The 26,212-nt window shown below is 59.5% G+C and carries 23 protein-coding genes and 1 pseudogene; 11 read left to right on the forward strand and 13 right to left on the reverse strand.

Going from position 1 to position 26,212, the window contains the following annotated elements; all coding sequences use genetic code 11:
• Positions 1 to 5 precede the first annotated feature (5 nt).
• The 3 genes from efeO to putP form a co-directional block, all read right to left on the reverse strand.
• Entirely contained in the window at positions 6 to 1,142 is a 1,137-nt protein-coding gene (gene efeO, locus QMZ29_RS09320) for an iron uptake system protein EfeO (protein ID WP_173890160.1), read from the reverse strand.
• Positions 1,143 to 1,162: 20 nt separating this feature from the next.
• Complete coding sequence (efeU, locus tag QMZ29_RS09325) at positions 1,163 to 2,008, reverse strand: iron uptake transporter permease EfeU (protein WP_261427362.1); 846 nt, start codon at positions 2,006 to 2,008, stop codon at positions 1,163 to 1,165.
• A 243-nt stretch (positions 2,009 to 2,251) separates the two neighbouring features.
• Positions 2,252 to 3,736 (reverse strand): sodium/proline symporter PutP, encoded by a 1,485-nt coding sequence (gene putP, locus QMZ29_RS09330; protein ID WP_015378228.1) that lies wholly within the window; start codon positions 3,734 to 3,736, stop codon positions 2,252 to 2,254.
• A 570-nt stretch (positions 3,737 to 4,306) separates the two neighbouring features.
• On the opposite strand from putP, the gene putA reads away from it, so the two are divergent.
• Together putA and QMZ29_RS25825 are read left to right on the forward strand one after the other, a co-directional pair.
• Positions 4,307 to 8,278, forward strand: a complete 3,972-nt coding sequence (putA, locus tag QMZ29_RS09335) for a trifunctional transcriptional regulator/proline dehydrogenase/L-glutamate gamma-semialdehyde dehydrogenase (protein WP_261427364.1) — start codon at positions 4,307 to 4,309, stop codon at positions 8,276 to 8,278.
• A gap of 203 nt (positions 8,279 to 8,481) precedes the next feature.
• Positions 8,482 to 8,574: pseudogene (locus tag QMZ29_RS25825) on the forward strand (type II toxin-antitoxin system HicB family antitoxin); the annotation flags it as partial.
• Positions 8,575 to 8,603: 29 nt separating this feature from the next.
• Here the strand turns inward: QMZ29_RS25825 and tcyN are convergent.
• The 7 genes from tcyN to QMZ29_RS09370 form a co-directional block, all read right to left on the reverse strand.
• On the reverse strand, positions 8,604 to 9,356 hold the full coding sequence (gene tcyN / locus QMZ29_RS09340) for an L-cystine ABC transporter ATP-binding protein TcyN (protein WP_015378232.1): 753 nt from the start codon (positions 9,354 to 9,356) through the stop codon (positions 8,604 to 8,606).
• Positions 9,357 to 9,359: 3 nt separating this feature from the next.
• Positions 9,360 to 10,022 (reverse strand): cystine ABC transporter permease, encoded by a 663-nt coding sequence (gene tcyL, locus QMZ29_RS09345; protein ID WP_016927326.1) that lies wholly within the window; start codon positions 10,020 to 10,022, stop codon positions 9,360 to 9,362.
• Positions 10,022 to 10,822, reverse strand: coding sequence for a cystine ABC transporter substrate-binding protein (gene tcyJ, locus QMZ29_RS09350; RefSeq protein WP_049197982.1), 801 nt, complete (start codon positions 10,820 to 10,822; stop codon positions 10,022 to 10,024). Before tcyJ ends, tcyL begins: the two co-directional genes overlap by 1 nt.
• 115 nt (positions 10,823 to 10,937) lie before the next feature.
• A complete protein-coding gene (locus QMZ29_RS09355) occupies positions 10,938 to 11,930 on the reverse strand; it encodes a D-cysteine desulfhydrase (protein ID WP_041035594.1) in 993 nt (330 codons plus the stop codon).
• A 125-nt stretch (positions 11,931 to 12,055) separates the two neighbouring features.
• Positions 12,056 to 12,565: a flagella biosynthesis regulatory protein FliZ gene (gene fliZ, locus QMZ29_RS09360; RefSeq protein WP_025303240.1), complete on the reverse strand. Its 510-nt coding sequence runs from the start codon at positions 12,563 to 12,565 to the stop codon at positions 12,056 to 12,058.
• Positions 12,566 to 12,620: 55 nt separating this feature from the next.
• Positions 12,621 to 13,343, reverse strand: a complete 723-nt coding sequence (locus QMZ29_RS09365) for an RNA polymerase sigma factor FliA (protein ID WP_004934752.1) — start codon at positions 13,341 to 13,343, stop codon at positions 12,621 to 12,623.
• A gap of 182 nt (positions 13,344 to 13,525) precedes the next feature.
• Positions 13,526 to 14,584 (reverse strand): FliC/FljB family flagellin, encoded by a 1,059-nt coding sequence (locus tag QMZ29_RS09370; RefSeq protein ID WP_141968195.1) that lies wholly within the window; start codon positions 14,582 to 14,584, stop codon positions 13,526 to 13,528.
• Positions 14,585 to 14,865: 281 nt separating this feature from the next.
• On the opposite strand from QMZ29_RS09370, the gene fliD reads away from it, so the two are divergent.
• From fliD to QMZ29_RS09390, 4 genes are all read left to right on the forward strand, one after another.
• A complete protein-coding gene (fliD, locus tag QMZ29_RS09375) occupies positions 14,866 to 16,266 on the forward strand; it encodes a flagellar filament capping protein FliD (RefSeq protein ID WP_261427371.1) in 1,401 nt (466 codons plus the stop codon).
• A gap of 26 nt (positions 16,267 to 16,292) precedes the next feature.
• Complete coding sequence (gene fliS, locus QMZ29_RS09380) at positions 16,293 to 16,703, forward strand: flagellar export chaperone FliS (RefSeq protein WP_025303243.1); 411 nt, start codon at positions 16,293 to 16,295, stop codon at positions 16,701 to 16,703.
• Positions 16,703 to 17,071, forward strand: coding sequence for a flagella biosynthesis regulatory protein FliT (fliT, locus tag QMZ29_RS09385; protein ID WP_004934765.1), 369 nt, complete (start codon positions 16,703 to 16,705; stop codon positions 17,069 to 17,071). The genes fliS and fliT overlap by 1 nt, the downstream gene beginning before the upstream one ends.
• Before the next feature lie 308 nt (positions 17,072 to 17,379).
• Positions 17,380 to 18,240 carry a helix-turn-helix transcriptional regulator gene (locus tag QMZ29_RS09390; protein ID WP_025303244.1) on the forward strand — a complete coding sequence of 287 codons (861 nt, stop codon included), beginning with the start codon at positions 17,380 to 17,382 and terminating at the stop codon, positions 18,238 to 18,240.
• Positions 18,241 to 18,719: 479 nt separating this feature from the next.
• Here the strand turns inward: QMZ29_RS09390 and QMZ29_RS09395 are convergent, their stop codons facing one another.
• Positions 18,720 to 19,649, reverse strand: a complete 930-nt coding sequence (locus QMZ29_RS09395) for a LysR family transcriptional regulator (RefSeq protein ID WP_025303245.1) — start codon at positions 19,647 to 19,649, stop codon at positions 18,720 to 18,722.
• A 128-nt stretch (positions 19,650 to 19,777) separates the two neighbouring features.
• On the opposite strand from QMZ29_RS09395, the gene QMZ29_RS09400 reads away from it, so the two are divergent.
• Complete coding sequence (locus tag QMZ29_RS09400) at positions 19,778 to 20,377, forward strand: FMN-dependent NADH-azoreductase (protein WP_197835013.1); 600 nt, start codon at positions 19,778 to 19,780, stop codon at positions 20,375 to 20,377.
• Positions 20,378 to 20,550: 173 nt separating this feature from the next.
• Here QMZ29_RS09400 and QMZ29_RS09405 read toward each other — a convergent pair whose 3' ends face one another.
• Together QMZ29_RS09405 and fliE are read right to left on the reverse strand one after the other, a co-directional pair.
• Positions 20,551 to 20,754 carry a hypothetical protein gene (locus tag QMZ29_RS09405; protein WP_141998313.1) on the reverse strand — a complete coding sequence of 68 codons (204 nt, stop codon included), beginning with the start codon at positions 20,752 to 20,754 and terminating at the stop codon, positions 20,551 to 20,553.
• 77 nt (positions 20,755 to 20,831) lie between these two features.
• Positions 20,832 to 21,146 (reverse strand): flagellar hook-basal body complex protein FliE, encoded by a 315-nt coding sequence (gene fliE / locus QMZ29_RS09410; protein WP_025159836.1) that lies wholly within the window; start codon positions 21,144 to 21,146, stop codon positions 20,832 to 20,834.
• Between the two features lie 315 nt (positions 21,147 to 21,461).
• Here fliE and fliF point away from each other — a divergent pair, with 315 nt between their 5' ends.
• The 4 genes from fliF to fliI are packed head-to-tail and all read left to right on the forward strand — an operon-like array spanning position 21,462 to position 26,203.
• The gene (fliF, locus tag QMZ29_RS09415; protein ID WP_261427376.1) at positions 21,462 to 23,156 is read left to right on the forward strand and encodes a flagellar basal-body MS-ring/collar protein FliF; all 1,695 of its coding nucleotides are present in this window, start codon (positions 21,462 to 21,464) and stop codon (positions 23,154 to 23,156) included.
• Positions 23,153 to 24,145 carry a flagellar motor switch protein FliG gene (gene fliG, locus QMZ29_RS09420; RefSeq protein WP_025303249.1) on the forward strand — a complete coding sequence of 331 codons (993 nt, stop codon included), beginning with the start codon at positions 23,153 to 23,155 and terminating at the stop codon, positions 24,143 to 24,145. The genes fliF and fliG overlap by 4 nt, the downstream gene beginning before the upstream one ends.
• Positions 24,138 to 24,842 carry a flagellar assembly protein FliH gene (gene fliH / locus QMZ29_RS09425; protein ID WP_025303250.1) on the forward strand — a complete coding sequence of 235 codons (705 nt, stop codon included), beginning with the start codon at positions 24,138 to 24,140 and terminating at the stop codon, positions 24,840 to 24,842. Before fliG ends, fliH begins: the two co-directional genes overlap by 8 nt.
• Positions 24,842 to 26,203 (forward strand): flagellar protein export ATPase FliI, encoded by a 1,362-nt coding sequence (gene fliI, locus QMZ29_RS09430; RefSeq protein ID WP_261427378.1) that lies wholly within the window; start codon positions 24,842 to 24,844, stop codon positions 26,201 to 26,203. Before fliH ends, fliI begins: the two co-directional genes overlap by 1 nt.
• The last annotated feature ends 9 nt before the right edge of the window (positions 26,204 to 26,212 follow it).

The raw sequence follows: 26,212 nt of genomic DNA on the forward strand, positions 1-26,212 counted from the left end.
ATGCCTCAGTCCAGACCCAACACGCCGCGCAGTTGGGAAAGATCTTCCGCCAGCGTGGTGATCGGCCCTTTCAACGCATTGCGATCGGCATCGGTCAGCTTCTCATAGGACTCATAGCCGTCTTTGGTTTGGTACTTCGCCAAGATGGTGTCCACGGTTTTGAAGTTGGCGTCGATCTTGTCCAGCAGCGGCTTATTGGCCTTGACCAGCAAAGGACGCAGCAGGTTGACTATCTTCTGTGCGCCGTCGACGTTGGCCTGGAAGTCCCACAGGTCGGTGCGGCTGTAGCGGTCTTCTTCACCGCTGATCTTGCTGGCCGCCACCTCTTCGATCAGCCCGGCTGCGCCGCCCACCACCTTGCTCGGCGGGAAGGTCAGTTCACTCACGCGCTTTTGCAGCTCGACGGTGTCGTGGTACAGGCGATCGGCGTAGGCGCCCATGTCTTTGGTTGAGTTGTCGGCAAACAGCGCCTTCTCCAGACGGTGGAAACCGGTGAAGTTAGGGTCCGCCGATTTCTTCTCGTAGTCGTCTTCGCGGGCGTCGATGCTGCCGTCCAGATCGGAGAACAGCTCGGCGATCGGCTCGATGCGCTCATAGTGCTGGCGGGTCGGCGCGTACAGCTTGCGCGCTTGCTCCACGTTACCGGCCTTCACCGCGTCGGTGAACAGCTTGGTCTGTTTCACCAGCCCATCGACTTCTTTGGTGACGTAAACTTTGTATTCGGCGATCGGGCCAACCAAGTCCAGCGCGTTCGGTTTACCGTCGGTGGCGCCATTGCTTGCCGCGGTGACGGTCAGTTTGCCTTTCGGGTTGCTGAGCAGCCCACAGGTCATGTCGTATTCGCCCGCTTCCAGCGTGGCGGTCATTTTCTGGGTGAAGCCCGGCGCGATGTTCTCGCGCTCTTCCACCACCATCACCCCTTTCAGGATTTCCCATTCGACGTTTTTCTGGCTGGTGTTATGCACCACAAACTGCGTTTTGCCTGCCGGCACCGTCAGCTGCATCGGTTCGCACTGCTTGTCGTTAACCGTAACCTTGACCTGCGGCACGTCCGCCGCCAACGCGTCGATGCTCAGCGCAAACGCCGGGATAGCCAGTAATGCTGCGTGCAACGCCTTGCGGCGAAATAACGGAGTAGACATACGAGATTCCCTATTAAACATTAATGATTGATTTTACGTTGCGCCGGGGCCGCTACCGGCTCCGCGCGCTGCGGCAGGAAAAAGAAAATCAGCGCCGGGATCAGATACAAGAAGTAGACCGCCACTTCGCTGACCGTCGGCGCTTCCTGGTACCCGAGGATGCCTTCCAGCAGGGTGCCGAACAGCGAATGGGTCGACAGGGTGCTGCTGAAATCGAAGGCGATAGCCTGGAAGTGGTTCCACAGGCCGGCTTCGTGGAAGGCGCGGATCGCTCCGGCGGCCAGGCCGGCGGCGACGAACAGAATGAACAGGCTGGTCCATTTGAAAAACTTGGCCAGGTGCAGCTTCACCCCCCCCCAATAAATCATCATGCCCAGCACGATGGCGGCCACCAGGCCGAGCACCGCGCCGATCGGCGCCGCGGCGCCCACGTCTTGCTGAAACGCCGCCAGCAGGAAGAACACCGACTCCAGCCCTTCGCGCGCCACGGCGAAGAACACCATCGCCACCAGCGCCCATCCCTGCCCTTTACCGGCGCTGAGCGCCTGATCGATAGCCCCTTCCAGATGCACCTTGACCGATTTGGACACCTTACGCATCCAGAACACCATATAGGTGAGGATAAGCACCGCCACCACCGCCACGATGCCTTCGAACAGCTCCTGCTGCTTCTGCGGGAACTCGCCGGTGGTTTCATTGATGAAGATGCCGAGCGCCAGACACAGCGCCGCGGCGACAATCACGCCGATCCACACCGCGCCCAGCCATTGGCTGCGCTGCGTGCGCTTCAGGTAGCTGGCGATCAGGCTGACGATCAGCGCGGCCTCCAGCCCCTCACGGAACATGATAAGAAAGGGAACGAACATAACTAATCACCCCTGAAAAGACCGCGGCGGCAGAGAAAACCGGCTCGAAATGAGCCGCGGCGAGTATGTAAAGAAACGTAAAATACAACGAGAGTGATTATCATTCTGGCAAAAAGAAATACAAGAGGCACAAGCGTGATTTTTTCTAATCAAATGTCGCCAGGTGTTACAGCCGAATGACGGGCAAACAGGCAAAAAGAAGGGGCGCTCTGCGCGCCCCTTGCCGACTGACATCGAACGGCGTTATACCGTTTTGTATTCGGCTTCCGCCTGATCGAAACGTTCGGTCATGGTTGAGGATGGCTGGCGGCCCATCAGGCTCACCACCACGATGGCCAGGCAACCCAGGATGAAGCCAGGGATGATTTCGTACAGGCCCAGCCATTCGTACTGTTTCCAGACGATCACCGTCACCGCACCGACCAGCATACCGGCCAACGCGCCGTTGCGGGTCATGCGCGACCACATTACCGAGATCAGCACAACCGGGCCGAAGGCGGCGCCGAAACCGGCCCAGGCATAGCTCACCAGGCCCAGTACGCGGTTCTCCGGGTTGGCCGCCAACGCGATGGCGATCAGCGCCACCACCAGCACCATCACGCGGCCGACCCACACCAGCTCACGCTGGCTGGCGCCCTTCCGCAGAAATGCCTTGTACAGGTCTTCGGTGATCGCGCTGGAGCACACCAGCAGTTGGCAGCTCAGGGTGCTCATGACCGCCGCCAGAATCGCCGACAGCAGCACGCCCGCCACCCATGGGTTGAACAGCAACATCGCCAGTTCGATGAACACGCGTTCGCCGTTCTGCGACACGTTACCGGCCTGATCCGGGTTATTGGCGAAGTAAGCGATGCCGAAGAAACCGACGGCGATGGTCCCGGCCAGACACAGGATCATCCAGGTCATGCTGATGCGGCGCGCGCTGCGGATGGTGCGGTGAGAATCCGCCGCCATGAAGCGCGCCAGGATGTGCGGCTGGCCGAAGTAGCCCAGGCCCCAACCCAGCAGCGACAGGATGGCGACGAAGTTCAGCCCCTTCAGCATGTCGAGGTTGGCCGGGTTCTTCGCCTGGATCACCAGCATCGACGTATCGATGCCGCCGACGGCGAAGATCACGATCACCGGCGTCAGGATCAGCGCGAAAATCATCAGGCTGGCCTGTACGGTGTCGGTCCAGCTCACCGCCAGGAAACCGCCGATAAAGGTATACAGGATGGTCGCCGCGGCGCCGGCCCACAGGGCGGTTTCGTAGCTCATGCCGAAGGTGCTTTCGAACAGGCGCGCGCCGGCCACGATGCCGGAGGCGCAGTAAATGGTGAAGAACACCAGAATGACGATGGCCGAGATCACCCGCAGCAGCTTGCTGTTGTCTTCAAAACGGCTGGTGAAATAGTCCGGCAGCGTCAGGGCGTTATTGTTGGCTTCGGTATGCACGCGCAGCCTTCCTGCCACCAGCTTCCAGTTCAGGTAAGCGCCGATGGTCAGGCCGATGGCGATCCAGCTTTCAGAGATGCCGGAGAGGAAGATGGCGCCCGGAAGGCCCATCAGCAACCAGCCGCTCATGTCGGAAGCGCCGGCGGACAGCGCGGTCACCACGCTGCCCAAACTGCGGCCGCCGAGAATATAGTCATCAAAGTTATTGGTTGCCCGGTAGGCAAGCAGGCCGATCAGCACCATCCCGAAAATGTACACCAGGAAGGTCACCAGCATAGGTGTGCTCATTGTCATTTAATTCTCCACTTTCATTATTATTCGCGTTTCGCTCCGGCCATGCCGGCGCCGGTAAACCCACGCGCAATGCATTTCACTGGCCGCCGCGCCGGAACGTGGCGCAGCCTGCGAGCGAGTGCAGGTAAAATAGTTTCTGCCCGTAATTGTTGACCGTCGGTTATCCTAGATGAGCCTTTCATCAACCAACAAGATATTTAACAACAAAGTTACACAAAGTTTACCCTGCGTCACATTTACCGGGCTCAAAGGTTGCACTCACGACAAGCAAAATGAGTTGCACCTTGCTATTACCCTTATATACCGCAAGGTAAAGCGCCTGCGGCGTAATAAACCCTGCCGCATTCGCTCAATAACGCAACATTCATGCCAACTGCCCGTGTTAAAAAATCGATGAAACTCACACTTCGCTCATCAGCCTGATTTAACAAGGTTGCACAAAGTTGCAACATGCAGGATATTGTCTGCATTCTTAACCCACACATCTCACGAACCTATCCCAACAGGCTTTCCGGCCTGCTGTTTGTCTAGCCTGATGGGATAGGTTCTAAACACAGGAGTTGGACAGGCATGGGCACTACCACAATGGGCGTGAAACTCGACGAGGCAACACGCGACCGGATCAAGAGCGCCGCGCAGCGCATCGATCGCACGCCGCACTGGCTCATCAAGCAGGCCATCTTTAATTACCTCGAGCGTCTCGAGAGCGGTACCGATATTCCTGAAATTCCAGCGCTGGCCGCAGCGGGCCAGCCTGAAGCGGACGACATTATGCCGCAAGAGCAGGAAGAGTCACACCAGCCATTCCTCGATTTCGCCGAACAAATTCTGCCTCAGTCGGTGACCCGCGCCGCCATCACCGCCGCCTATCGCCGCCCAGAGACCGAAGCGGTGCCGATGTTGCTCGAACAGGCGCGATTACCCGCCGATCTTGCACAGGCCACTCACAAAATGGCCTATGGCATCGCCGAGAAGTTGCGTAACCAAAAAAGTGCAAACGGCCGCGCCGGCATGGTGCAAGGCCTGCTGCAAGAGTTCTCCCTCTCCTCGCAGGAAGGCGTGGCGCTGATGTGCCTGGCGGAAGCGCTGCTGCGCATTCCGGACAAACCGACCCGCGATGCCCTGATCCGCGACAAGATCAGCAACGGCAACTGGCACTCGCACCTGGGGCGCAGCCCGTCGCTGTTCGTCAACGCCGCGACCTGGGGCCTGCTGTTCACCGGCAAGCTGGTGTCCACGCATAACGAAGCCAATCTGTCCCGCTCGCTGAACCGCATTATCAGCAAGAGCGGCGAACCGCTGATCCGCAAAGGCGTGGACATGGCGATGCGCCTGATGGGCGAGCAGTTCGTGACCGGCGAAACCATCGCCGAAGCGCTGGCCAACGCGCGCAAGCTGGAAGAAAAAGGTTTCCGCTATTCCTACGACATGCTGGGCGAAGCCGCCCTGACCGAAGCCGACGCGCAGGCCTACCTGGTTTCCTACCAGCAGGCGATCCACGCCATCGGCAAAGCCTCCAACGGCCGCGGCATCTATGAAGGCCCCGGCATTTCCATCAAGCTGTCCGCCCTGCACCCGCGCTACAGCCGCGCACAGTACGAACGCGTGATGGAAGAGCTTTATCCGCGCCTGCTGTCGCTGACCCTGCAAGCGCGCCAGTATGATATCGGCATCAACATCGACGCCGAAGAGGCCGACCGCCTGGAAATCTCGCTCGACCTGCTGGAGAAGCTGTGCTTCGAGCCGCAGTTGGCCGGCTGGAACGGCATCGGCTTCGTGATCCAGGCCTATCAGAAACGTTGCCCGTTCGCCATCGACGCGGTGATCGACATGGCGCAACGCAGCCGCCGTCGCCTGATGATCCGTCTGGTGAAAGGCGCCTACTGGGACAGCGAAATCAAACGCGCCCAGATGGACGGCCTGGAAGGCTACCCGGTATACACCCGCAAGGTGTACACCGACGTTTCCTATCTGGCCTGCGCCCGCAAGCTGCTGTCGGTGCCGAACCTGATCTATCCGCAGTTCGCGACCCACAACGCCCATACCCTGAGCGCCATCTATCACCTGGCCGGCAACAACTACTACCCTGGCCAGTATGAATTCCAGTGCCTGCACGGCATGGGTGAGCCGCTGTACGAACAGGTGGTGGGTAAAGTGGCCGACGGCAAACTGAACCGCCCTTGCCGCATCTACGCACCGGTCGGCACCCATGAAACGCTGCTGGCTTACCTGGTGCGCCGCCTGCTGGAAAACGGCGCCAACACCTCGTTCGTCAACCGCATCGCCGACGCCACCCTGCCGCTCGACGAACTGGTGGCCGATCCGGTCAGCGCCGTGGAAGCGCTGGCGGCCAACGAAGGTCAGATTGGCCTGCCGCATCCGCGCATCCCGCTGCCGCGCGAGCTGTACGGCGAGAAACGCGTTAACTCCAGCGGTCTGGATCTGTCCAACGAACAGCGTCTGGCCTCGCTCTCCAGCGCCCTGCTCACCAGCGCCAGCCATCCGTGGCGCGCGGAACCGATTATCGACGCCGAATTGGATCAGGGCGTGGAGCAGCCGGTGATCAACCCGGCCGAGCCGGGCGATGTGGTCGGCTACGTGCGTGAAGCCACCGAAGGCGAAGTCAGCCGCGCGCTCGACGCCGCTGCAGCCGCCGGCCCAATCTGGTTCGCTACGCCGCCGACGGAACGCGCCGCGATCCTCGAACGCGCCGCCGAACTGATGGAAAGCCAGCTGCAAAGCCTGCTGGGCATTCTGGTGCGTGAAGCGGGTAAAACCTTCAACAACGCCATCGCCGAAGTGCGTGAAGCGGTCGACTTCCTGCACTACTACGCCGGCCAGGTGCGCGACGACTTCGCCAACGACAGCCACCGCCCGCTGGGCCCGGTGGTCTGCATCAGCCCGTGGAACTTCCCGCTGGCGATCTTCACCGGCCAAATCGCCGCCGCGCTGGCGGCGGGCAACAGCGTGCTGGCCAAACCGGCCGAGCAAACGCCGCTGGTGGCCGCGCAGGCGGTGCGCATCCTGCTGGAGGCCGGCATTCCGCAAGGCGTGCTGCAGCTGCTGCCGGGCCAGGGTGAAACCGTCGGCTCGACGCTGGTCAACGACGCCCGCGTCCGCGGCGTGATGTTCACCGGCTCCACCGACGTCGCCGGCATTCTGCAGCGCAGCATCGCCGGTCGTCTCGATCCGCAAGGCCGGCCGACGCCGCTGATCGCCGAAACCGGCGGCCTGAACGCCATGATCGTCGACTCTTCCGCCCTGACCGAGCAGGTGGTGACCGACGTGGTGGCCTCCGCCTTCGACAGCGCCGGCCAGCGCTGCTCCGCGCTGCGTATCCTGTGCATTCAGGAAGACGTGGCCGAGCACACGCTGCAAATGCTGCGCGGCGCGATGGCCGAATGCCGCATGGGCAACCCGGAGCGCCTGTCCACCGACGTGGGCCCGGTGATCGACGCCGAAGCCAAAACCGGCATCGAACGCCACATCCAGGCGATGCGCGCCAAAGGCCGCAAGGTGTACCAGGCCGCCAAAGGCAGCGCGCAGGATGAGAAAGAGTGGGCGCGCGGCACCTTCATCAAGCCGACGCTGATCGAACTCGACAGCTTCGACGAGCTGCAGAAAGAGATCTTCGGCCCGGTGCTGCACGTGGTGCGCTTCCAGCGCAACAATCTGGACGCGCTGGTCGATCAGATCAACGCCGCCGGTTATGGCCTGACGCTGGGCATTCACACCCGTATCGATGAAACCATCGCCCGGGTGACCGAACGCGCCAAGGTCGGCAACCTGTACGTCAACCGCAACATGGTCGGCGCAGTGGTCGGCGTGCAGCCGTTCGGCGGCGAAGGCCTGTCGGGCACCGGCCCGAAAGCCGGCGGCCCGCTGTACCTGTACCGTCTGCTGGCCAACCGTCCGGACGACGCGCTGCAACGTACGCTGCACCGTCAGGACGAAGAGCGCCCGATGGAAGCCACCGCGCGGCCGCAGCTGCTGGGCGCGCTGCAATCGCTGGAGAAATGGGCGGTCACCAGCCAGCACGGCGAACTGGCGGCATTGGCGCAGCGCTATGCGGAACTGGGCCAGGGCGGCACCGTACGCCCGCTGCCGGGCCCGACCGGCGAGCGCAACACTTATGCCCTGCTGCCGCGTGAACGCGTGCTGTGCCTGGCGGATAACGAAACCGACGCGCTGATCCAGCTGGCCGCCGTGCTGGCGGTTGGCAGCTGCGCGCTGTGGCCGGAAGCGGAACTGCAACGCAATCTGTTCCGCCGCTTGCCGAACGATGTGCAGGCGCGCATCGCCTTCAGCAAAGACTGGCAGCAGGACAAGGTCGAGTTCGATGCCGCCATCTACCACGGCGATGCCGACCAGTTGCGCACCCTGTGCGAGCAGATCGCGCAGCGCGGCGGCGCCATCGTCTCGGTGCAGGGCTTCGCCCACGGTGAAACCAACATTCTGTTGGAACGCCTGCTGATCGAACGTTCGCTGAGCGTCAACACCGCCGCCGCCGGCGGTAACGCCAGCCTGATGACCATCGGTTAACGCATCCTCAAGGCGGCAATCCATTGCCGCCTGATTGGCTCGCCGCTACGCAAACCCTGCGCTCGTGCAGGGTTTTTTATTGTCCGCAGCCCGATCGGCCGTTAGCGCCTTGTTATCCTTACAGGGTGGGGCGTCGCTCATGGACGATCACAACATAGACGGATTACTCTGCTTGAAAGCCGCATCAGAGCGCTACGAGATGCATTGACTCTCTGGTTCGGCAACATCCGGGATACGGCAGCCGCAGCGGATTTCACGCCGCCGCCGCGCGCAATGAATGGTTGAAAGCGGAGTGAATGCGGTCGGGGGAAACGCCCCCGACGCCTTATTGATTCCGGAACTTATCGAGGAATTGCTGGGTACGCTGATGCTGCGGATTGGCGAACAGCGCTTTGGCCGGGCCCTGTTCGACGATGCGGCCGTGATCCATAAAGATAACCCGATCGGCCACGTCGCGGGCGAAGCTCATTTCATGGGTGACGATCACCATGGTGCGTTTCTCTTCCGCCAGTGAACGCATGGTATTGAGCACTTCCCCCACCAGCTCGGGATCAAGCGCCGACGTCGGCTCATCGAACAAAATCACCTCCGGCTGCATCGCCAGCGCGCGCGCGATTGCCACCCGCTGCTGCTGCCCGCCGGACAGCCGACGCGGATAAGCCGCCTCTTTGCCGCTCAGCCCCACCTTGGCCAGCAACGCACGAGCGCGCTGTTCGGCGCTGGCTTTCGCCTCGCCTTTAACGATAACCGGCCCTTCGATGATGTTTTCCAGCACCGAACGGTGCGGAAACAGGTTGAAGTTCTGGAACACGAAACCGACCTGCTGGCGCAGCGCGCGCACCTGATTTTTCTGTTTGCTCAGCGGCTTGCTGCCGTCGATCAGGATATCGCCGACGCGAATGGTGCCGGAATCCGGCTCCTCCAGCAGGTTAATGCAGCGCAACAAGGTGGTTTTCCCTGAGCCGCTCGGGCCGATGATCGCCACCACTTCACCGGCGTCCACCGCCAGATCGATCCCATGCAGCACCGTCTGACCTTTGAACTGCTTGGTCAATTGCTTAACTTCAATGGCACTCATGCGTTACTCCTGATCCTGGCGATTAACGTGGGCTTCCAGACGGTTTTGCAGTGCGGAAAGCAGGGTCGCCATCACCCAGTAAATCAGCGATGCCGCCAGGTACATGGTGAACACTTCCAGCGTGCGCGAGGTGATGAGCTGCGCCTGGCGGAACAGTTCCGGCACCTGAATGGTGGCGGCCAGCGAAGTGTCCTTCACCAGGCCGATAAAACTGTTGCCCAGCGGCGGCAAGGCGGTGCGCGCCGCCTGCGGCAGGATCACCCGGCGCAGGGTTTGCCAACGGGTCATGCCGATGCTGGCGGCGGCTTCCCACTGCCCTTTGTCGATCGACGAAATCGCCGCGCGCAGCGTTTCTGAGGTGTAGGCGGCGGTATTGAGCGACAGGCCAATCAGCGCCGCCGGGAAGGGATCGAATTCAACGCCGAACTGCGGCAGACCGTAATAGATCATAAACAGTTGGGCGATCAACGGCGTACCGCGGAACAGCGACACGTAGATACGCGACAGCCACGACAGCGGCCAAAGCGGTGAAAGACGCATCAGCGCCAGCAGAAAACCGAGCAGCAACCCCAACGCCATACCGCCCAGGCTGAGCTGAAGCGTCAGTATTGCGCCCTTCAATAAAAATGGCGCTGAATCCAGCGCCAGTTGAATACTTTCGTGCATTATTTAGTTACGTCCGCGCCAAACCATTTCTCGGAGATCTTCGCCATCGTGCCGTCTTTTTGCATCTCGGCGATCGCCTGGTCAATCGCGGCCAGCAGCTCTGGGTTGTTCTTGCGCAGCGCCACGCCGGACTCCTGACGAGAGAACGCCGGGCCGGCTACCGCCAAGGTATCGCCGGTTTTCTTCACCAGATCCAGCGCCGCCAGGCGATCCACCAGAATGGCGTTGATGCGGCCAACGCGCAGATCCTGATACTTGGTCGGGTCGTCGTCGTAGGTACGCACGTCCACGCCCTGCACGTTCGCGCGCAGCCATTGCTCATAGTTGGTGCCCAGGCCAACGCCGACCTTCTTGCCCTTCAGGTCTTCCGGCTTGGTGATGGTGCCTTCGTTGCCTTTTTTCACCAGCGCCTGAATACCGGAAACGGTGTAAGGGGTGGAGAAGTCATATTTCTTCTTGCGCTCATCAGAGAGCGTCACCTGGTTGATGACCACGTCGATGCGCTTCGAATCCAGCGAAGCCAGCATGCCGTCCCACTTGGTCGGGTTCAGCTTGGCCTTCACGCCCAGGTGTTCCGCCAGCGCGTTGGCGAAATCCACTTCGAAACCGGTCAGCTTGCCGTCTTCCCCCTGGAAGCTGAACGGCGGATAGGTGCCTTCCAGGCCGACGATCAGCGTGCCGCGCTGCTTCACCTGCTGCAGCAGATTGTCGGCAGCGTAGGTTTGGGTCGCCAAACCGGCGGCCAACGCGACGCCCACCACGCCCAACAGCCATTGACGACGAACTTTTGCAAACATCATAAACACCCCTGTGTGTTATTTATCTTTTTTGATATCAGCACTTTAACAGTGCGACCGCCCGCATAAAGGAATATAACTTTATAAATATAGTTCAAAATGGAATAACAAGCGGTGTTTACACCTGTGGATGGTAGGCGAACAGCGCCGGCGCGCCGCCGGTGTGAACGAACAGAATAGGGCCTTCATCGCGGAAGCGCCGCTGGGCGATGCCGTCGATCAAACCGGCCATCGCTTTGCCGGTGTACACCGGATCCAGCAATACGCCTTCTTGCTGCGCCAGCAGCTGCACCGCCGCTATGCCCTCTTCGTTCGGCATGCCGTATTGTGGCGCGAAGTAATCGTCCCACAGCGCGATCGGCGCCAGTTCGTCGATATTCAGCGAACAAGCCAGGGCTTTCTGGATCTGCTCCACCTTCGGCAGTTGATCGATCACGGTGCGCGAGACCGTCACGCCGATCAACTCGGTTTCCGGCAGCAGCTGCTGCAATCCTACCGCCAGCCCGGCGTGAGTGCCGGCGCTGCCGGACGCCACCACCACAGAACTGAACGCCACGTTGCTGCGTTGGCTCTGTTCGGCAATTTCCAATGCGCACTGCACGTATCCCAGCGCGCCCAGGGCATTGGAACCACCCACCGGCACCACGTAAGGCCGGAACCCCTGCGCCTCAAGGCGCGTCGCCAGTTCCGCCAGCTGTTGCTGCGGATCGTGCAGCGCTTCGCACATCACCACCTCGGCGTTGAACAGGCCGAGCAACAGGCGGTTGCCGTTGGTCAGGTAGTTTTCCGCGCGGGTGTCGATAGGGTTTTCCAGCAGCGCGACGCAGTGCAGGCCCAGCTTCGCCGCCACCGCCGCCGTCTGGCGCACGTGGTTGGATTGAATGGCGCCGGCGGTGACCAGCGTATCGGCGCCTTGTCGCAGCGCGTCGGCGGCCAGAAACTCGAGCTTTCTCAGCTTGTTGCCACCCATGGCCATTGGAGTGACATCGTCACGTTTGAGGTAGATTTCGCGGCCGAGGTAATCGGAGAGACGGGACAGCTTTTCGAGCGGTGTGGCGGTGCCAACCAGATCCAGACGCGGAAATTGCGCCAGTTGTTGTTGCAGGTTCACTACTTCCCCCCAGGGAATCGAATATCAACATCTGATAACCGATAGATTTAGCAGATGTGAACTGAATAATCATCCTTTATCACGGGGGAAACAGCAGGCCCCGGCCCAACGGCCGGGGAAAAGTCTCAGTAGCTGCGCTGCCAGGCGAGATACTGATCGTATTTGCGCAGCGCAATGCGGTAGTTATTGTGCGCCGCGGTAGGCAGATCGTCGATGATGCGCTGATGGCTGGCGCTGCTGGCGAATTTATCCGCCGGATAGTTGCGCGCCACCAGCATTTCGTCCAGCCGGCGCAGCCGCACTACATACTCACGGATGGTGCTGTGGCTCATCTCGGTCTGTTCGAACAGATACTGCTTGAACGCCATGATGTCGAAATAGCTCGGGTGGCTGTTGCAGGAGATCTCGCTGCAAAAGCGGCACAGCGCGGTCAGCTCGTGCTGCACGTTTTGCCAGACCGCATCGTCGATCGGCTGATCCATGCGCGCGATGGCTTCTTTATTGATAATCTTGCCGCGAAACACCAGCGCCATGCGGTCCAACAGTTTGCCGCACTGGGAGCAATGGGTCTGGCTGTGCTTGTAGTCTTTCAGGTAACGGCTAAGCGGCCGTTTCTTCAACAGTATTCCTGGCATAAAGGGCAGTCCGATTGTCGCATGAGTCATCGAGTTGAGGGGCGGCGGGTCGCCGTCAGGTATCGTTCGCCAGCCGCGCACGCAGCCGTTTGATCGCCTGACTGTGCAGTTGGCTGACGCGGGACTCCCCGACGTCCAGCACGGCGCCGATCTCTTTGAGATTCAACTCTTCCTGGTAATACAGCGTCAGCACCATTTTTTCGCGCTCCGGCAACGCCTCGATGGCGTCAATCACTCGTTGGCGCAGGCTGCCTTCCAACAGGTGATGCAGCGGGTTGGCCTCTTCATGCCCTTCCAGCATCGGTTCCGCGTTCTCGCCATGCTCCTCGCGCCATTCGTCGTAGGAGAAAAGCTGGCTGTTATTGGTGTCCAACAGAATTTGACGGTACTCATCCAGCGAGATATTCAGCGTCTGCGCCACTTCCGTCTCGCTCGCCGGGCGGCCGTAACGCTGTTCCAGTTGCCGCATCACCTGCGCGACCTCGCGCGCATGGCGCCGCACGCTGCGCGGCACCCAGTCGCGGCTGCGCAGCTCATCGAGCATCGCGCCGCGAATGCGCTGCACCGCATAGGTGGTAAAGGCGGTTCCCTGTAGGGCGTCATAACGCTCAACGGCGTTCAATAGCCCGATTCCCCCGGCCTGCAGCAGGTCGTCAAGCTCCACGCTGGCGGGCAGCCTGACCTGCAGGCGCAACGCCTCGTGGCGCACTAACGGGACATAGCGCAGCCAGAGAGAATTTTTGTCCATCACGCCTTCGGCGGTATACAGATCGCTCACTATGTCTTAAACCTGCGGATAAGAGAGTCAGCGCTATTATGCGTAGGGGGCGAAATGCCAATCGGCTGAACAGTCGCACAAAACGGGCTTTATTTGCGCCATGTAATAACCGGGCGGTGCGCGAACATAAAAAAACCCCGCCGAAGCGGGGTTTCTTTGCGACAGTTAATCGGGAGAGACGATTAACGCAGCAGGGACAGCACGTTCTGAGTAGACTGGTTAGCCTGTGCCAGAACAGAGGTGCCAGCCTGTTGCAGGATGTTGGCACGGCTCATGTTGGACACTTCGGTCGCGTAGTCAGCATCCTGAATACGGGACTGAGAGGCGGACAGGTTGTTCACGGTGCTGTTCAGGTTGTTGATAACAGAATCGAAACGGTTCTGTACCGCACCCAGGGAAGAACGCAGGCCGTCAACCTGTGCCAGCGCTTTGTCCAGGGTATCCAGTGGGTTTTTCATGGTGACGGCAGTGCCTTCGGTTACTTTACCGTCTTTGTCTACAGAGGCTGCAGCGTAAGTTTTAGCACCGGTAGTTTTGTCGGTAGTTTCGACAAACATCGCATCTTTACCATCTGCACCTTTACCAGAGATCAGCGCCTTACCGTCAGCCAAACCGCTTTTCGCAGTGGCAGCATCGTAAACAACGTCTTCACCGGTAGCAGCTTTGATGTGAGCGCCGGTAGCAATCGCGGAACCCGCAGTAGGGCCTTTAGTAGTAACGTCGAAGCCATCCAGACCCAGTTTAGTGGAGTCGATTTTCTGCAGGTTGATGTCGATAGTTTCACCGTCGTTAGCGCCAACCTGGATGGTCAGTTTCTGATCGCTGCTCAGCACTTTCACGCCGTTGAAGTCAGTCTGCGCGGAGATACGGTTGATTTCCGACATGCGCTCGGTGATTTCGTCCTGGATGGATTTCAGGTCGCTGCTGGAGTTAGAACCGTTCTGCGCCTGTACGGTCAGACGACGGATGTTCTGCAGGTTGTCGTTAACTTCGTTCAGTGCGCCTTCAGTGGTCTGCGCCAGAGAGATACCGTCGTTGGCGTTACGGGAAGCCTGAGTCAGGCCTTTGATGTTCGCGGTGAAACGGTTGGAGATCGCCTGACCCGCAGCATCGTCTTTCGCGCTGTTGATACGCAGACCGGAAGACAGACGCTCAATCGCAGTGCCCAGAGAAGACTGAGATTTGTTCAGGTTGTTCTGCGCCATCAGCGACAGGCTGTTAGTGTTGATTACTTGTGCCATTGTTTGCTTTCCTTACGAGTCAGTTGCGTTCTTCGCAACACAGTTAAAAGGTTCGGGCTTATTTGCCCACGGCGTCAACCACCGTCCCCTCAGGTATCGGCCCTCCCCTAACAACCTTTAGCAATTTTTTAAAATTTTTTGCGTCTGCGGCAATGGCAGAAATAACGTGGTTTTTCCCTCCTCTATTGCGCCATCGGTTTTTTGCTTTTTTCGGTAAACTTTTTCATCACTGGGCCGATAACGCGTAAAGCGAATAAAGTCATAATCAAGGAGAATTACTCATGGCAACGATCAGTTCATTAGGTCTCGGCTCAGGACTCGACCTCAACGGCCTGCTGGATAAGCTGACCAAGGCGGAACAACAGCGCCTGACCCCCTACACCACCAAGCAATCCAGCTATAACGCCCAGCTGACCGGTTACGGCACGCTCAAAGGCGCATTGGAAAAGTTCGACAACCTCAGCAAGGAGATGGCGAAAGAGGACTTCTTCAAGGCGACTACCGCCACCGAACATGACGCCTTTAAAATCACCACCAACGCCAAGGCGGTACCGGGCAACTACGTGGTGGAAGTGAACAAACTGGCGCAGGCGCAAACCCTGACCACGCAGGCGAAAGTCAGCGATCAAGGCGAAAAATTAGGTAAAGAAGGCATCACCAACCGCTCTCTGACCATCACCGCCGGCAACCCGCCGAAAGAAACCAAGATCCCGCTCAGCGACGATCAAACCTCTCTGCTTGAGATGCGCGACGCCATCAACGGCGCCAAAGCCGGCGTCACCGCCAGCATCATGCGCGTCGGCGACAACGACTATCAGCTGGCGATCAGCTCCTCCACCACCGGCGAAAACAACAAGATTTCCCTCCAGGTCGATAACGACGATAAGCTGGGCGATATCCTGAACTACAACGCCACCCGCGGCACCACCACTGCCATGAAGCAGACGGTCGCGCCGCAGGATGCGGAGCTGATGGTGAACGGCACAGCCATCAAGCGCAGCACCAACTCGATCAGCGATGCCCTGCAGGGCGTTACCATCGATTTGAAAACCAAAACCAAAACCGATGAACCGCAGCACCTGGTGATCAGCGCCAACACCGCCGGCACCACCGACAAAATCAAAGAGTGGGTCGATAGCTATAACTCACTGCTGGACACCTTCAACGCACTGTCCAAGTTCACCCCGGTGAAAACCGGCGAAGCGCCAAACCCCAGCAACGGTCCGCTGCTGGGCGACAACACCCTGCGCGGCGTTCAGTCGTCGATCAAAAGCGCCCTGAGCGCAGCCCAGGATAACCCGGATTTGAAAGGCCTGGGCAACCTCGGTATTTCCACCAACACCAAAACCGGCAAGCTGGAAATCGACAGCGCCAAGCTGAAGAAAGCGATGGATGAGAAGCCGGATCAGGTCAGCAACTTCTTCGTCGGCAACGGCAAAGACACCGGCATGGCCACCGAGATCCACAACCAGATCCAAAGCTACATCAAATCCGGCGGCATCATCGAGAACTCGACCAAGAGCATCAACACCAACCTCGATCGCCTGAACAGCCAGATCACCACGGTCACCGCCAGCATTCAAAGCACCATCGACCGCTATAAACAGCAGTTCGTTCAGCTGGATACCATGATGTCGAAAATGAACGGCACCAGTAACTATTTGGCTCAACAGTTCAAGTAACCCTTTAACAAGGTAAAGAAAACAGCATGTATAACCGTAGCGGCACTCAGGCCTATGCACAGGTCAGTCTGGAAAGCGGCGCCATGAGCGCCAGCCCGCACCAGTTAATCGTGATGTTGTTCGACGGGGCGCTCAGCGCCCTGCTTCGCGCACGCATCCTGATGAACCAGGGCGATATCGCCGGCAAAGGTATGGCGCTGTCCAAAGCCATCAACATCATCGACAACGGTCTGAAAAGCGGCCTCGATCCTCAGCAGGGCGGCGAGATCGCCGAAAACCTGGCGGCGTTGTACGACTATATGAAGCGTCGGCTGATGCAGGCCAACCTGCACAACGACGAAGCGGCGATCGCCGAAGTGGTCAAACTGCTGGAAAACATCGCCGACGCCTGGCGCCAGATTGGCCCTAACTACCAACCTTCGCAGGACGCCATGTAATGGAACGTCAACAGCAGCTGTTAGCCGCTTATCAACAAATTTATAGCCTGAGCAGCCAGATGATCGCGCTGGCGCAAACCGGGCGCTGGGAGGAGCTCGTCGAGCTCGAATTCGCTTACGTGACGGCGGTGGAAAAAACCGCCGCCTTCACCGGGCAAGCCGGCCCGTCAATGGCGCTGCAGGAAATGCTGCGCAATAAGCTGCAACAGATCCTCGACAACGAAACCGAGCTCAAACGTCTGTTACAGCAGCGGATGGATGAGCTGAAGATGCTGATCGAACAGTCCACGCGCCAGAACGTGGTCAACAATACCTACGGCCAGTTTCATGATCGTGCGCTGTTGCTGGGGGAACCACAGGTCCGATAAGATCGACAATACTGACGAAAATGGATTAAATAGCACTATGCGCTATTACTCTCGGGTTACGTTAGGATATTAATCTATGGCATTTGAATTATTCAGTTTATGGGTAATTGGTAAAATGCGCGCTTCGAGCCTGGCTCTCACTTTAATGGATAAACATTATCCCGACACGGACGTTTTCTGTTCAGCAGGAAATTGATTTTTGATAGATAAAACACGCCGCTGTGTTTCACGGCCCATGGAAAAATGTTGCTCCAACGCGGATCAAAGCGTAAAGATATTCTCAGATAATGGCTGCGAAATGAATATCGATGGAACGTACAATTAATCTCTGTCCAGGAATTGGCGCCTCAGCGCACATCATTCAGCATACTGAATTATTATTCCCTTCAGTCTATTTTGAGCAACCACATCTGTATCTGATACAACAAGGCCATAAGCGCGTACGCTGGCAACAACACGAGGTGGTGGCTCATGCCGGCGAGCTGTTGATTATCGACGGGGGGCAAACGGTGGATATTATTAATGGCCCATCCGCAGAAGGTGTTTTCAGCTGCCAGTTGCTGACCTGCGATCCACGGCTGCTCACGATTCAGCCTCCGGCTGAGGAAGCGCCGACGCCAATGCCGTTCGATGCCGTCCTGGCGCTGCGCAACCTGCCTTGCGCCCTGAAGCACAGTTTTGAGACGACCAGCCTGGCGCTGGCGCTCCGGCAGCGGTTTCCCACCATCATCGTGCGGCACAAAATGCTGGAAATTCTGCTGTGGCTGGCCCAGTTCGGCATTCGCTTCATCCACAACGAAGCCAAAGACCTCACCCAACGCGTGCGTCGCTGCCTGGCAACCGATCCGCACAGCATTTGGACGGCGGCCAAAGTGGCGGAGAGCCTGTCGATGAGTGAAGTGATGCTGCGCCGCAAACTGTCGATGGAAAATACCGCATTGCGTAATCTGATGATCGACGTGCGCATGAGTAGCGCGCTGGCCCTGCTGCAGTCGACCGACTGGCCGATCTCCGCCATTGCGCAACATGTCGGCTATGAAAGCGCATCACGTTTCGCCGAACGTTTTCGCAAACGTTTCGGTTTCGCCCCTACCGCTATTCGCGGTCATCAAAGGATTATGGAACCCGGCTCTCAAGGCATTGAGTCGCTGGTCGCCGGAGAAACCTAAATAGACGCGTAACAAAATGGCTTTATTTGACACAGATCCCTAACGATTGTCACACCGCCGAGATACGCTACGCAACGTTCATCCGCCGAAGAGCGAAATAAATGATGCGTAATGAAAAGCGATTATTTTCTCTAGCAATCACGTTGTTGGGGCTGTGGCTGTTGGTATTGTTGTATGAAGAAGACATGATGCGTTTACTTGCCGCACAATAAAACGGCCAGGCTTTTTATCGCCTGGTCAGACTTCAGTCCAGTTTAACCAGAACGCCAATTAATACGGCAAGTACCGTCAGCATTAAAATACTGATCAGACGCCATCTGGATTCGCTTTTCGTGCTCATTGACCTGCCTCGAATAATAACCCTACTAATCAGGCTATAATAAACGGTCACCTGCGTATTCAATAAGCCTGACAGCACCGTTTTCGCCCCTCTATTCGGTAGATTAGCGCCCATTCCTTGTCGGTTGCGACACCGGCCATTAGCACGGCAATACCGGTGGTGCCACAAGCGCCAATTTCCCCGGTAGCTCCGCCACCAGTTTTTCCACCGCCAGCCGCACCTTGAGCGGCTGGTAAGGCATATAGGGCCACACGGCATTCACCGGAAAACTGAGGCTGGATCCACCGCGCATGATTTCCACCAGCGTCCCTGCCATCAGCCGCTCGCGTACCAGCCACTCCGGCAGCCAGGCAATACCGGCTCCGGCGGAAACGGCATCGACGATCCCCTGCATGTCATCCATCATCATCTTGGCCGGTGGCCTGAACGACTGCAGCTCACCGTTTTCGCCGCGAAGTTGCCAGGGCAACACGGCGCCGGCGTGCAGATACCCCACCGCCTGGTGTTGGCTTAACGCGTCCAGCGTGCTCGGTTCACCACTGCGCCGCAGGTAGTCGGGCGAGGCGCACAGCAGCATGCCGTGTTCGCCCAAGCGCCGGGCAACCAAACTGCCGCTGTCCGCCAGTTCGCCGATGCGAACCGCCAGATCGAACCCCTCATCGATCAGATCGATCCTGCGGTCGTTGAACGAAATTTCCAGCGTCAGTAAGGGATGCTCATTCGCCAGTGCCGTCATCAAGGGTGCAATGCACAGATGGCCGAACAACACCGGCATCGAGATCCTGAGCCGGCCTCGGACCTGCATCTTGCCACTGTCCAACTGGTTTTCCGCCGCCTGAACGTTCGCCAACGCCTGCCGGCAGTGCTCATAGTACAACGCCCCTTCATCCGTCAGGCTCAGGCTGCGCGTCGTGCGCATAAACAACATCACGCCCAGCCGCGCCTCCAGACGCGACACGATTTTGCTGACCGCAGAACGTGTCAGATGCAGTTTTTCTGCGGCGGCGGCAAAACTGCCGCCTTCCGCTACGGCAACAAACGCCGGCAGTGCGCTGAGATCGCTTTTCATCTTAATGCTTCCAAATTGGAATCAATTAAGTGAAAACCTATCACCACTGGTGAGCATCAGGCAATGGTAACCTGCAGTCATTCCGGAGTCCCGGTGAAAACCACAGATTACCGTCAGAGGACAACAGCATGAAAAAAATACTGGTACTCAAATCCAGCATTATGGGAAACGACTCGCAGACCAATAACCTGATTGACCACTATCTGGCGGCGCGTCGGGCCAAAGGATATGAAGATCAGATCGTCGAACACGATTTGACGGCCTTGGATCTGCCGGTATTGGACGGCGAGCTGTTCGATGCGCTGCGAGGCGCAGAAAACACCAGTCAACGCGCCAAAGCGGCGGTGGCGCTTTCCGATCGGCTGATTGCCGAACTGAAAGGGAGCGATATGCTGCTGATCGGGGCACCAATGTACAACCTCAATGTACCAACCCAGCTGAAAAACTGGTTCGATCTGGTGGCCCGCGCCCGGGTAACGTTCAACTATACCGCCACCTACCCGGTCGGGTTGGTCGAGGGCGTCAATGCGCTGGTATTCAGTTCACGCGGCGGCGTACACGCCGGCCAGCCGACCGATGCCGTGACACCCTACCTGCGATCGGTGCTGGGGTTGATGGGGATCGGCGACGTGCAATTTATCTATGCCGAAGGGCTGGATATGAAACCGCACGGCCTCGCTCAGGGGTTGGCGAACGCCCGCGAGCGGATCGCAGAATTGGCAGGCTGAAACAAACGCACAGCAGCATTGATTTGTTATAACATAACAAATATGATAACCGCGTCGGCACCACTTCGAGCGGGTGTCGACGCTCCTACATCACATACATAAATGTTTTATCGCACCTTCAGCCAGCTATTTCGATAGCTGGTTTTTTTTGCCTATTGGCTGAAGTCGTGACTTCAGTATTGCCGGGCAGCGCGTTTCATTTCTCGCTCGCCGGGCGACTGCGTTTTCACCGACAGTGGCGCGACAAACGCTTTCCATTCTTTGCCGGCGTCCTGATGAGCCGCGTTTTTTTGTGCCGATGAATAGTCATCGTTTTGCCCGGCGCATCCAGACAACGCCATGATACCCAGAGCAAGATACAGCGATTTGTACATCATCCTATCCCGATAAATGACCGTCGCTATAGGGTAACAGCGCCGACCCAAATTTCACTGAAAAATGATCGGCACGTTCATCACACCGGCATATTCATAATATCCTGGTAGGCCGCCACCAGCTTGTTGCGCACCTGTACGCCCAGCTGTAAAGACACCGACGATTTCTGCAGATCGACCATCACATCGTTCAGGCTGATGCCCGGCACGCCCAGTTCGAAATCCTGCGCCTGTTTGCGCGCCGTTTGCTGGGTCTCGCTGATCTTGCCGAGCGCCGCGGTCAGTTCGCTGGCGAAGCTGACGCCCTGCGGCGCCGCATTCTGCCCCATCTTGCCGGCCTGAACCGCCATGGTCTGCATCTGCTGCAGTACCCCTTCAATGCCCTGAATCGCCATCTGATCCTCAATCATCTCGTCTCGCCGGGTAACGTTTTCACCCTGCACTTCTCCAATGATGCACACCCTAGCACAGCGTTTTCAGACCTAAAGCGGTTAATTAACTGCAAAAAACCCGGCTTATCGGGCAATCGGAATCGTCTGATAAGGCGAATAATGGCCTGCCCAGAAATGGGAGCGCCGCTATTTAGAAGATATGTGTATCAGGGAGTCTGTTTTGTCACACAACGCTAACCATACCGTTCATCAGCCTGGCAGGGAGCTGCTCAGCCGCCCATACGGGATCGTGAGCGCCATTGAAGGACGAGACCTAAAATGAGTGCTTCGATAACCGCCGGCGAAAGCCGCGACAACGGCCTGCAAGCCATCTGGAATCGTCTGCGCGCCAACCCGAAAATTCCGTTGCTGGTCGCCGCTTCCGCCGCGATCGCGATCGTCGTCGCGCTGCTGTTGTGGGTGAAAAGCCCCGACTACCGCGTGCTGTACAGCAATCTGAACGACCGCGACGGCGGCGCCATCGTCACCCAGCTGACGCAGATGAATATCCCTTATCGCTTTGCCGAAAATGGCGCAGCGCTGCTTATCCCGGCGGAAAAAGTGCATGAAACCCGTCTGCGCCTCGCGCAGCAAGGGCTGCCGAAAGGCGGCGCCGTCGGTTTCGAACTGCTGGATCAGGAAAAATTCGGCATCAGCCAGTTCAGCGAGCAGATCAACTATCAGCGCGCCCTTGAAGGCGAGCTGTCGCGCACCATCGAGTCGCTGGGGCCGGTGCAAAACGCCCGCGTTCACCTGGCGTTGCCGAAACCTTCGCTGTTCGTACGCGAACAGAAATCCCCTTCCGCGTCGGTGACGCTGACCCTGCAACCCGGCCGTGCGCTGGACGACGGCCAGATCAACGCCATCGTTTATATGGTGTCGAGCAGCGTCGCCGGCCTGCCGCCGGGCAACGTGACCGTGGTCGACCAGGCTGGCCGCCTGCTGACGCAGTCCGACGGCACCGGGCGCGATCTCAACGCCTCGCAGCTGAAATACGCCAACGAAGTGGAAAACGGCTTCCAGCGCCGCATCGAGGCGATCCTCGCCCCGGTGGTCGGCAGCGCCAACGTGCGTGCGCAGGTCACAGCGCAGATCGATTTCGCCACGCGCGAACAAACCGATGAACAGTACCAACCTAACCAACAGCCTGACAAAGCCGCTATTCGCTCTCAGCAAACCAGCCTGAGCGAGCAGATCGGCGGGCCACAGGTGGGCGGCGTGCCAGGCGCGCTGTCCAATCAGCCAAGCGCACCGTCCACCGCGCCGATTGAGACCGCCAAGCCGGCCAACGCCGCAGGCAACAATGCCACCGCGCAAAACGCCGCAACCACCCGCAACGCGGCGGCCAACGGCGTACCGCAAAATACCCGTCGCGACGCGACCACCAACTACGAACTCGACCGCACCATTCGCCACACCCAGCAAAAAGCCGGCACCGTGCAGCGTCTGTCGGTCGCCGTGGTAGTCAACTACCTCGGCGTAGATAAAGACGGCAAACCGCAGCCGATGAGCAAAGAGCAGTTGGCGCAGATCGAAGCGCTGGTGCGTGAAGCGATGGGCTACTCCAGCAGCCGTGGCGATACCCTGAACGTGGTCAACACGCCGTTTACCGACAGTCAGGTGACCGGTGGCGAACTGCCGTTCTGGCAAAGCCAGTCGTTTATCGATCGCCTGATCGACGCGGGCCGCTATCTGCTGGTGCTGCTGGTGGCCTGGCTGCTGTGGCGCAAACTGGTGCGGCCACAGCTGCAACAGCGCCAGGCGGCGCAACAGGCCGCCATCGCCGCCGCCAATGCCCCTGCCGCCAAACCGGCCGACAGCGGCAAACCGAGCAACGAGGAGCTGGCGCAGCGTCGTAAATCGCAGCAGCGCGTCAGCGCAGAAGTCCAGAGCCAGCGGATCCGCGATCTGGCTGATAAAGACCCACGCGTGGTCGCTCTGGTAATCCGCCAATGGATGAGTAACGAGATATGAGCCTGACCGGAACCGACAAAAGCGCCATCTTGCTGATGACGCTGGGTGAAGATCGCGCGGCGGAGGTGTTCAAGCACCTCTCCTCGCGCGAAGTACAGCTGCTGAGCGGCACCATGGCCGGCATGAGCCAGGTTTCGCACAAACAGCTCGGCGAAGTACTGACCGAGTTTGAAGACGACGCCGAGCAATACGCGGCGCTGAGCGTCAACGCCAGCGACTATCTGCGCTCGGTGCTGGTCAAGGCCCTGGGCGAAGAGCGCGCCGCCAGCCTGCTGGAAGACATTCTCGAATCGCGCGAGACCACCACCGGCATGGAAACGCTCAACTTTATGGAGCCGCAGAGCGCTGCCGATCTGATCCGCGACGAACACCCGCAGATCATCGCCACTATTCTGGTGCACCTCAAACGCGGCCAGGCGGCGGATATCCTGGCCCTGTTCGACGAACGTCTGCGCAACGACGTGATGCTGCGTATCGCCACCTTCGGCGGCGTGCAGCCGGCGGCGTTGGCGGAGCTGACCGAAGTGCTGAACAACCTGCTCGACGGCCAGAACCTCAAGCGCAGCAAAATGGGCGGGGTGCGCACCGCCGCCGAGATCATCAACCTGATGAAAACCCAGCAGGAAGAAGCGGTCATCGACGCGATGCGCGAATACGACGGCGAGCTGGCGCAGAAGATCATCGACGAGATGTTCCTGTTCGAAAACCTGGTGGAAGTCGACGATCGCAGCATCCAGCGTCTGCTGCAGGAAGTGGAAGGCGAGTCGCTGCTGATCGCATTGAAAGGCGCCGAACAGCCGCTGCGCGAGAAGTTCCTCAAGAACATGTCGCAACGCGCCGCCGACATCCTGCGCGACGATCTGGCCAACCGTGGGCCGGTGCGCATGTCGCAGGTGGAGAACGAGCAGAAAGCCATCCTGTTGGTGGTAAGACGCCTGGCGGAAACCGGCGAAATGATCATTGGCGGCGGCGAGGACACCTATGTCTGATCGCATTAACACCCTGCCCTGGCAGCCCTGGTCGCTCAACGATTTGGGCGAACAGAAACCGGCGTTCGACCTGCCGCCGCTGCCGGATCTCGAACAAAGCGATCCGTCGCCGGACGCGCAGGCCGAATTGCAACAGCAGCTGGCGACGCTGCGGCTGCAGGCTGAGCAACAGGGCCAGCAGTTGGGCTATGCCGACGGCCAGCAAAAAGGCTATGAAGCCGGTTTTCAGTCCGGTCTGGAAGAAGGCCGTCAGCAAGGGCTGCTGGAAGCGCAGCAGCAGCAACAGCCGCTGACCGCCCACTGGCAGCAGTTGGTTACCGAATTCCAGCACACGCTGGACGCGCTCGACAGCGTGATCGCTTCACGGTTGATGCAGCTGGCGTTGACCGCCGCCAAACAGGTGCTGGGCCAGCCGCCGGTGTGCGACGGCACCGCCCTGCTCGCGCAGATCCAACAGCTGATCCAGCAGGAGCCGATGTTCAACGGCAAGCCGCAGCTGCGGGTCCACCCGGACGACTACCCCCGCGTCGAGCAACAGTTGGGGGTTACCCTCAGCCTGCACGGCTGGCGCCTGTTGGCGGACGGCGAACTGCATCCGGGCGGCTGCAAGGTCAGCGCCGAGGAAGGCGATCTCGACGCCAGCCTGGCGACGCGCTGGCATGAACTGTGCCGCCTGGCGGCACCGGGAGAAGTCTGATGACCGCGCGTCTCGGCCGCTGGCTGAGTTCTCTGGATACGCTGGAAAAACGCATCGCCCGCGCGCCGACGGTGCGCCGCTACGGCCGCCTGACCCGCGCGACCGGGCTGGTGCTGGAGGCTACCGGCCTGCAGCTGCCGCTCGGCGCGACCTGCCTCATCGAACGGCACGACGCCGGTGAAGTGCAGGAAGTGGAAAGCGAAGTGGTCGGCTTCAACGGCCAGCGGCTGTTCCTGATGCCGCTGGAAGAAGTGGAAGGTATCGTGCCGGGCGCGCGGGTTTACGCCCGCATCACGCCGGAGGGCCAAAGCGCCGGCAAACAGCTGCCGCTCGGCCCGGCCCTGTTGGGACGGGTGCTGGACGGCAGCGCCAAACCGCTCGACGGCCTGCCTTCACCGGAAACCGGTTACCGCGCGCCACTGATCACCGCGCCGTTCAACCCCTTGCAGCGCACGCCGATCGAGCAGGTGCTGGACGTGGGGGTGCGCACCATCAACGGTCTGCTGACCGTCGGTCGCGGCCAGCGCATGGGCCTGTTCGCCGGCTCCGGCGTCGGCAAGAGCGTGTTGCTCGGCATGATGGCCCGTTATACCCAGGCGGATGTGATCGTCGTTGGCCTGATCGGCGAGCGCGGCCGCGAGGTCAAAGACTTTATCGAGAACATTCTCGGTGCCGAAGGCCGGGCGCGCTCGGTGGTGATCGCTGCGCCGGCGGACGTATCGCCGTTGCTGCGCATGCAGGGGGCGGCCTACGCCACCCGCATCGCCGAAGATTTCCGCGATCGCGGGCAGCACGTGTTGCTGATCATGGACTCCCTTACCCGCTACGCCATGGCGCAGCGTGAGATCGCCCTGGCCATCGGCGAACCGCCGGCGACCAAAGGCTATCCGCCTTCGGTCTTCGCCAAACTGCCTGCGCTGGTGGAACGCGCGGGTAACGGCATCAGCGGCGGCGGTTCCATTACCGCCTTCTACACCGTATTGACCGAAGGGGACGATCAGCAAGACCCGATCGCCGACTCGGCGCGCGCCATCCTCGACGGCCACGTGGTGCTGTCCCGGCGCCTGGCGGAAGCCGGCCATTACCCGGCTATCGACATCGAAGCGTCAATCAGCCGCGCCATGACGTCGCTGATCGACGAAGAGCATTATCGCCGGGTACGCACCTTCAAGCAGATGCTGGCCAGCTATCAGCGCAACCGCGATCTGATCAGCGTCGGCGCCTACGCGGCCGGCAGCGATCCGTTGCTGGACAAAGCGATGACGCTGTACCCGCAGATGGAAGCGTACCTGCAACAGGGCATCTTTGAACGCAGCGGCTACGATGAAGCCTGTCAACAGCTGCAGCAGTTGATTGTTTAACGTCACCAG

The organism is Serratia sp. PF-27 (genome assembly GCF_030053255.1).
GTDB classification, from domain to species: domain Bacteria; phylum Pseudomonadota; class Gammaproteobacteria; order Enterobacterales; family Enterobacteriaceae; genus Serratia; species Serratia bockelmannii.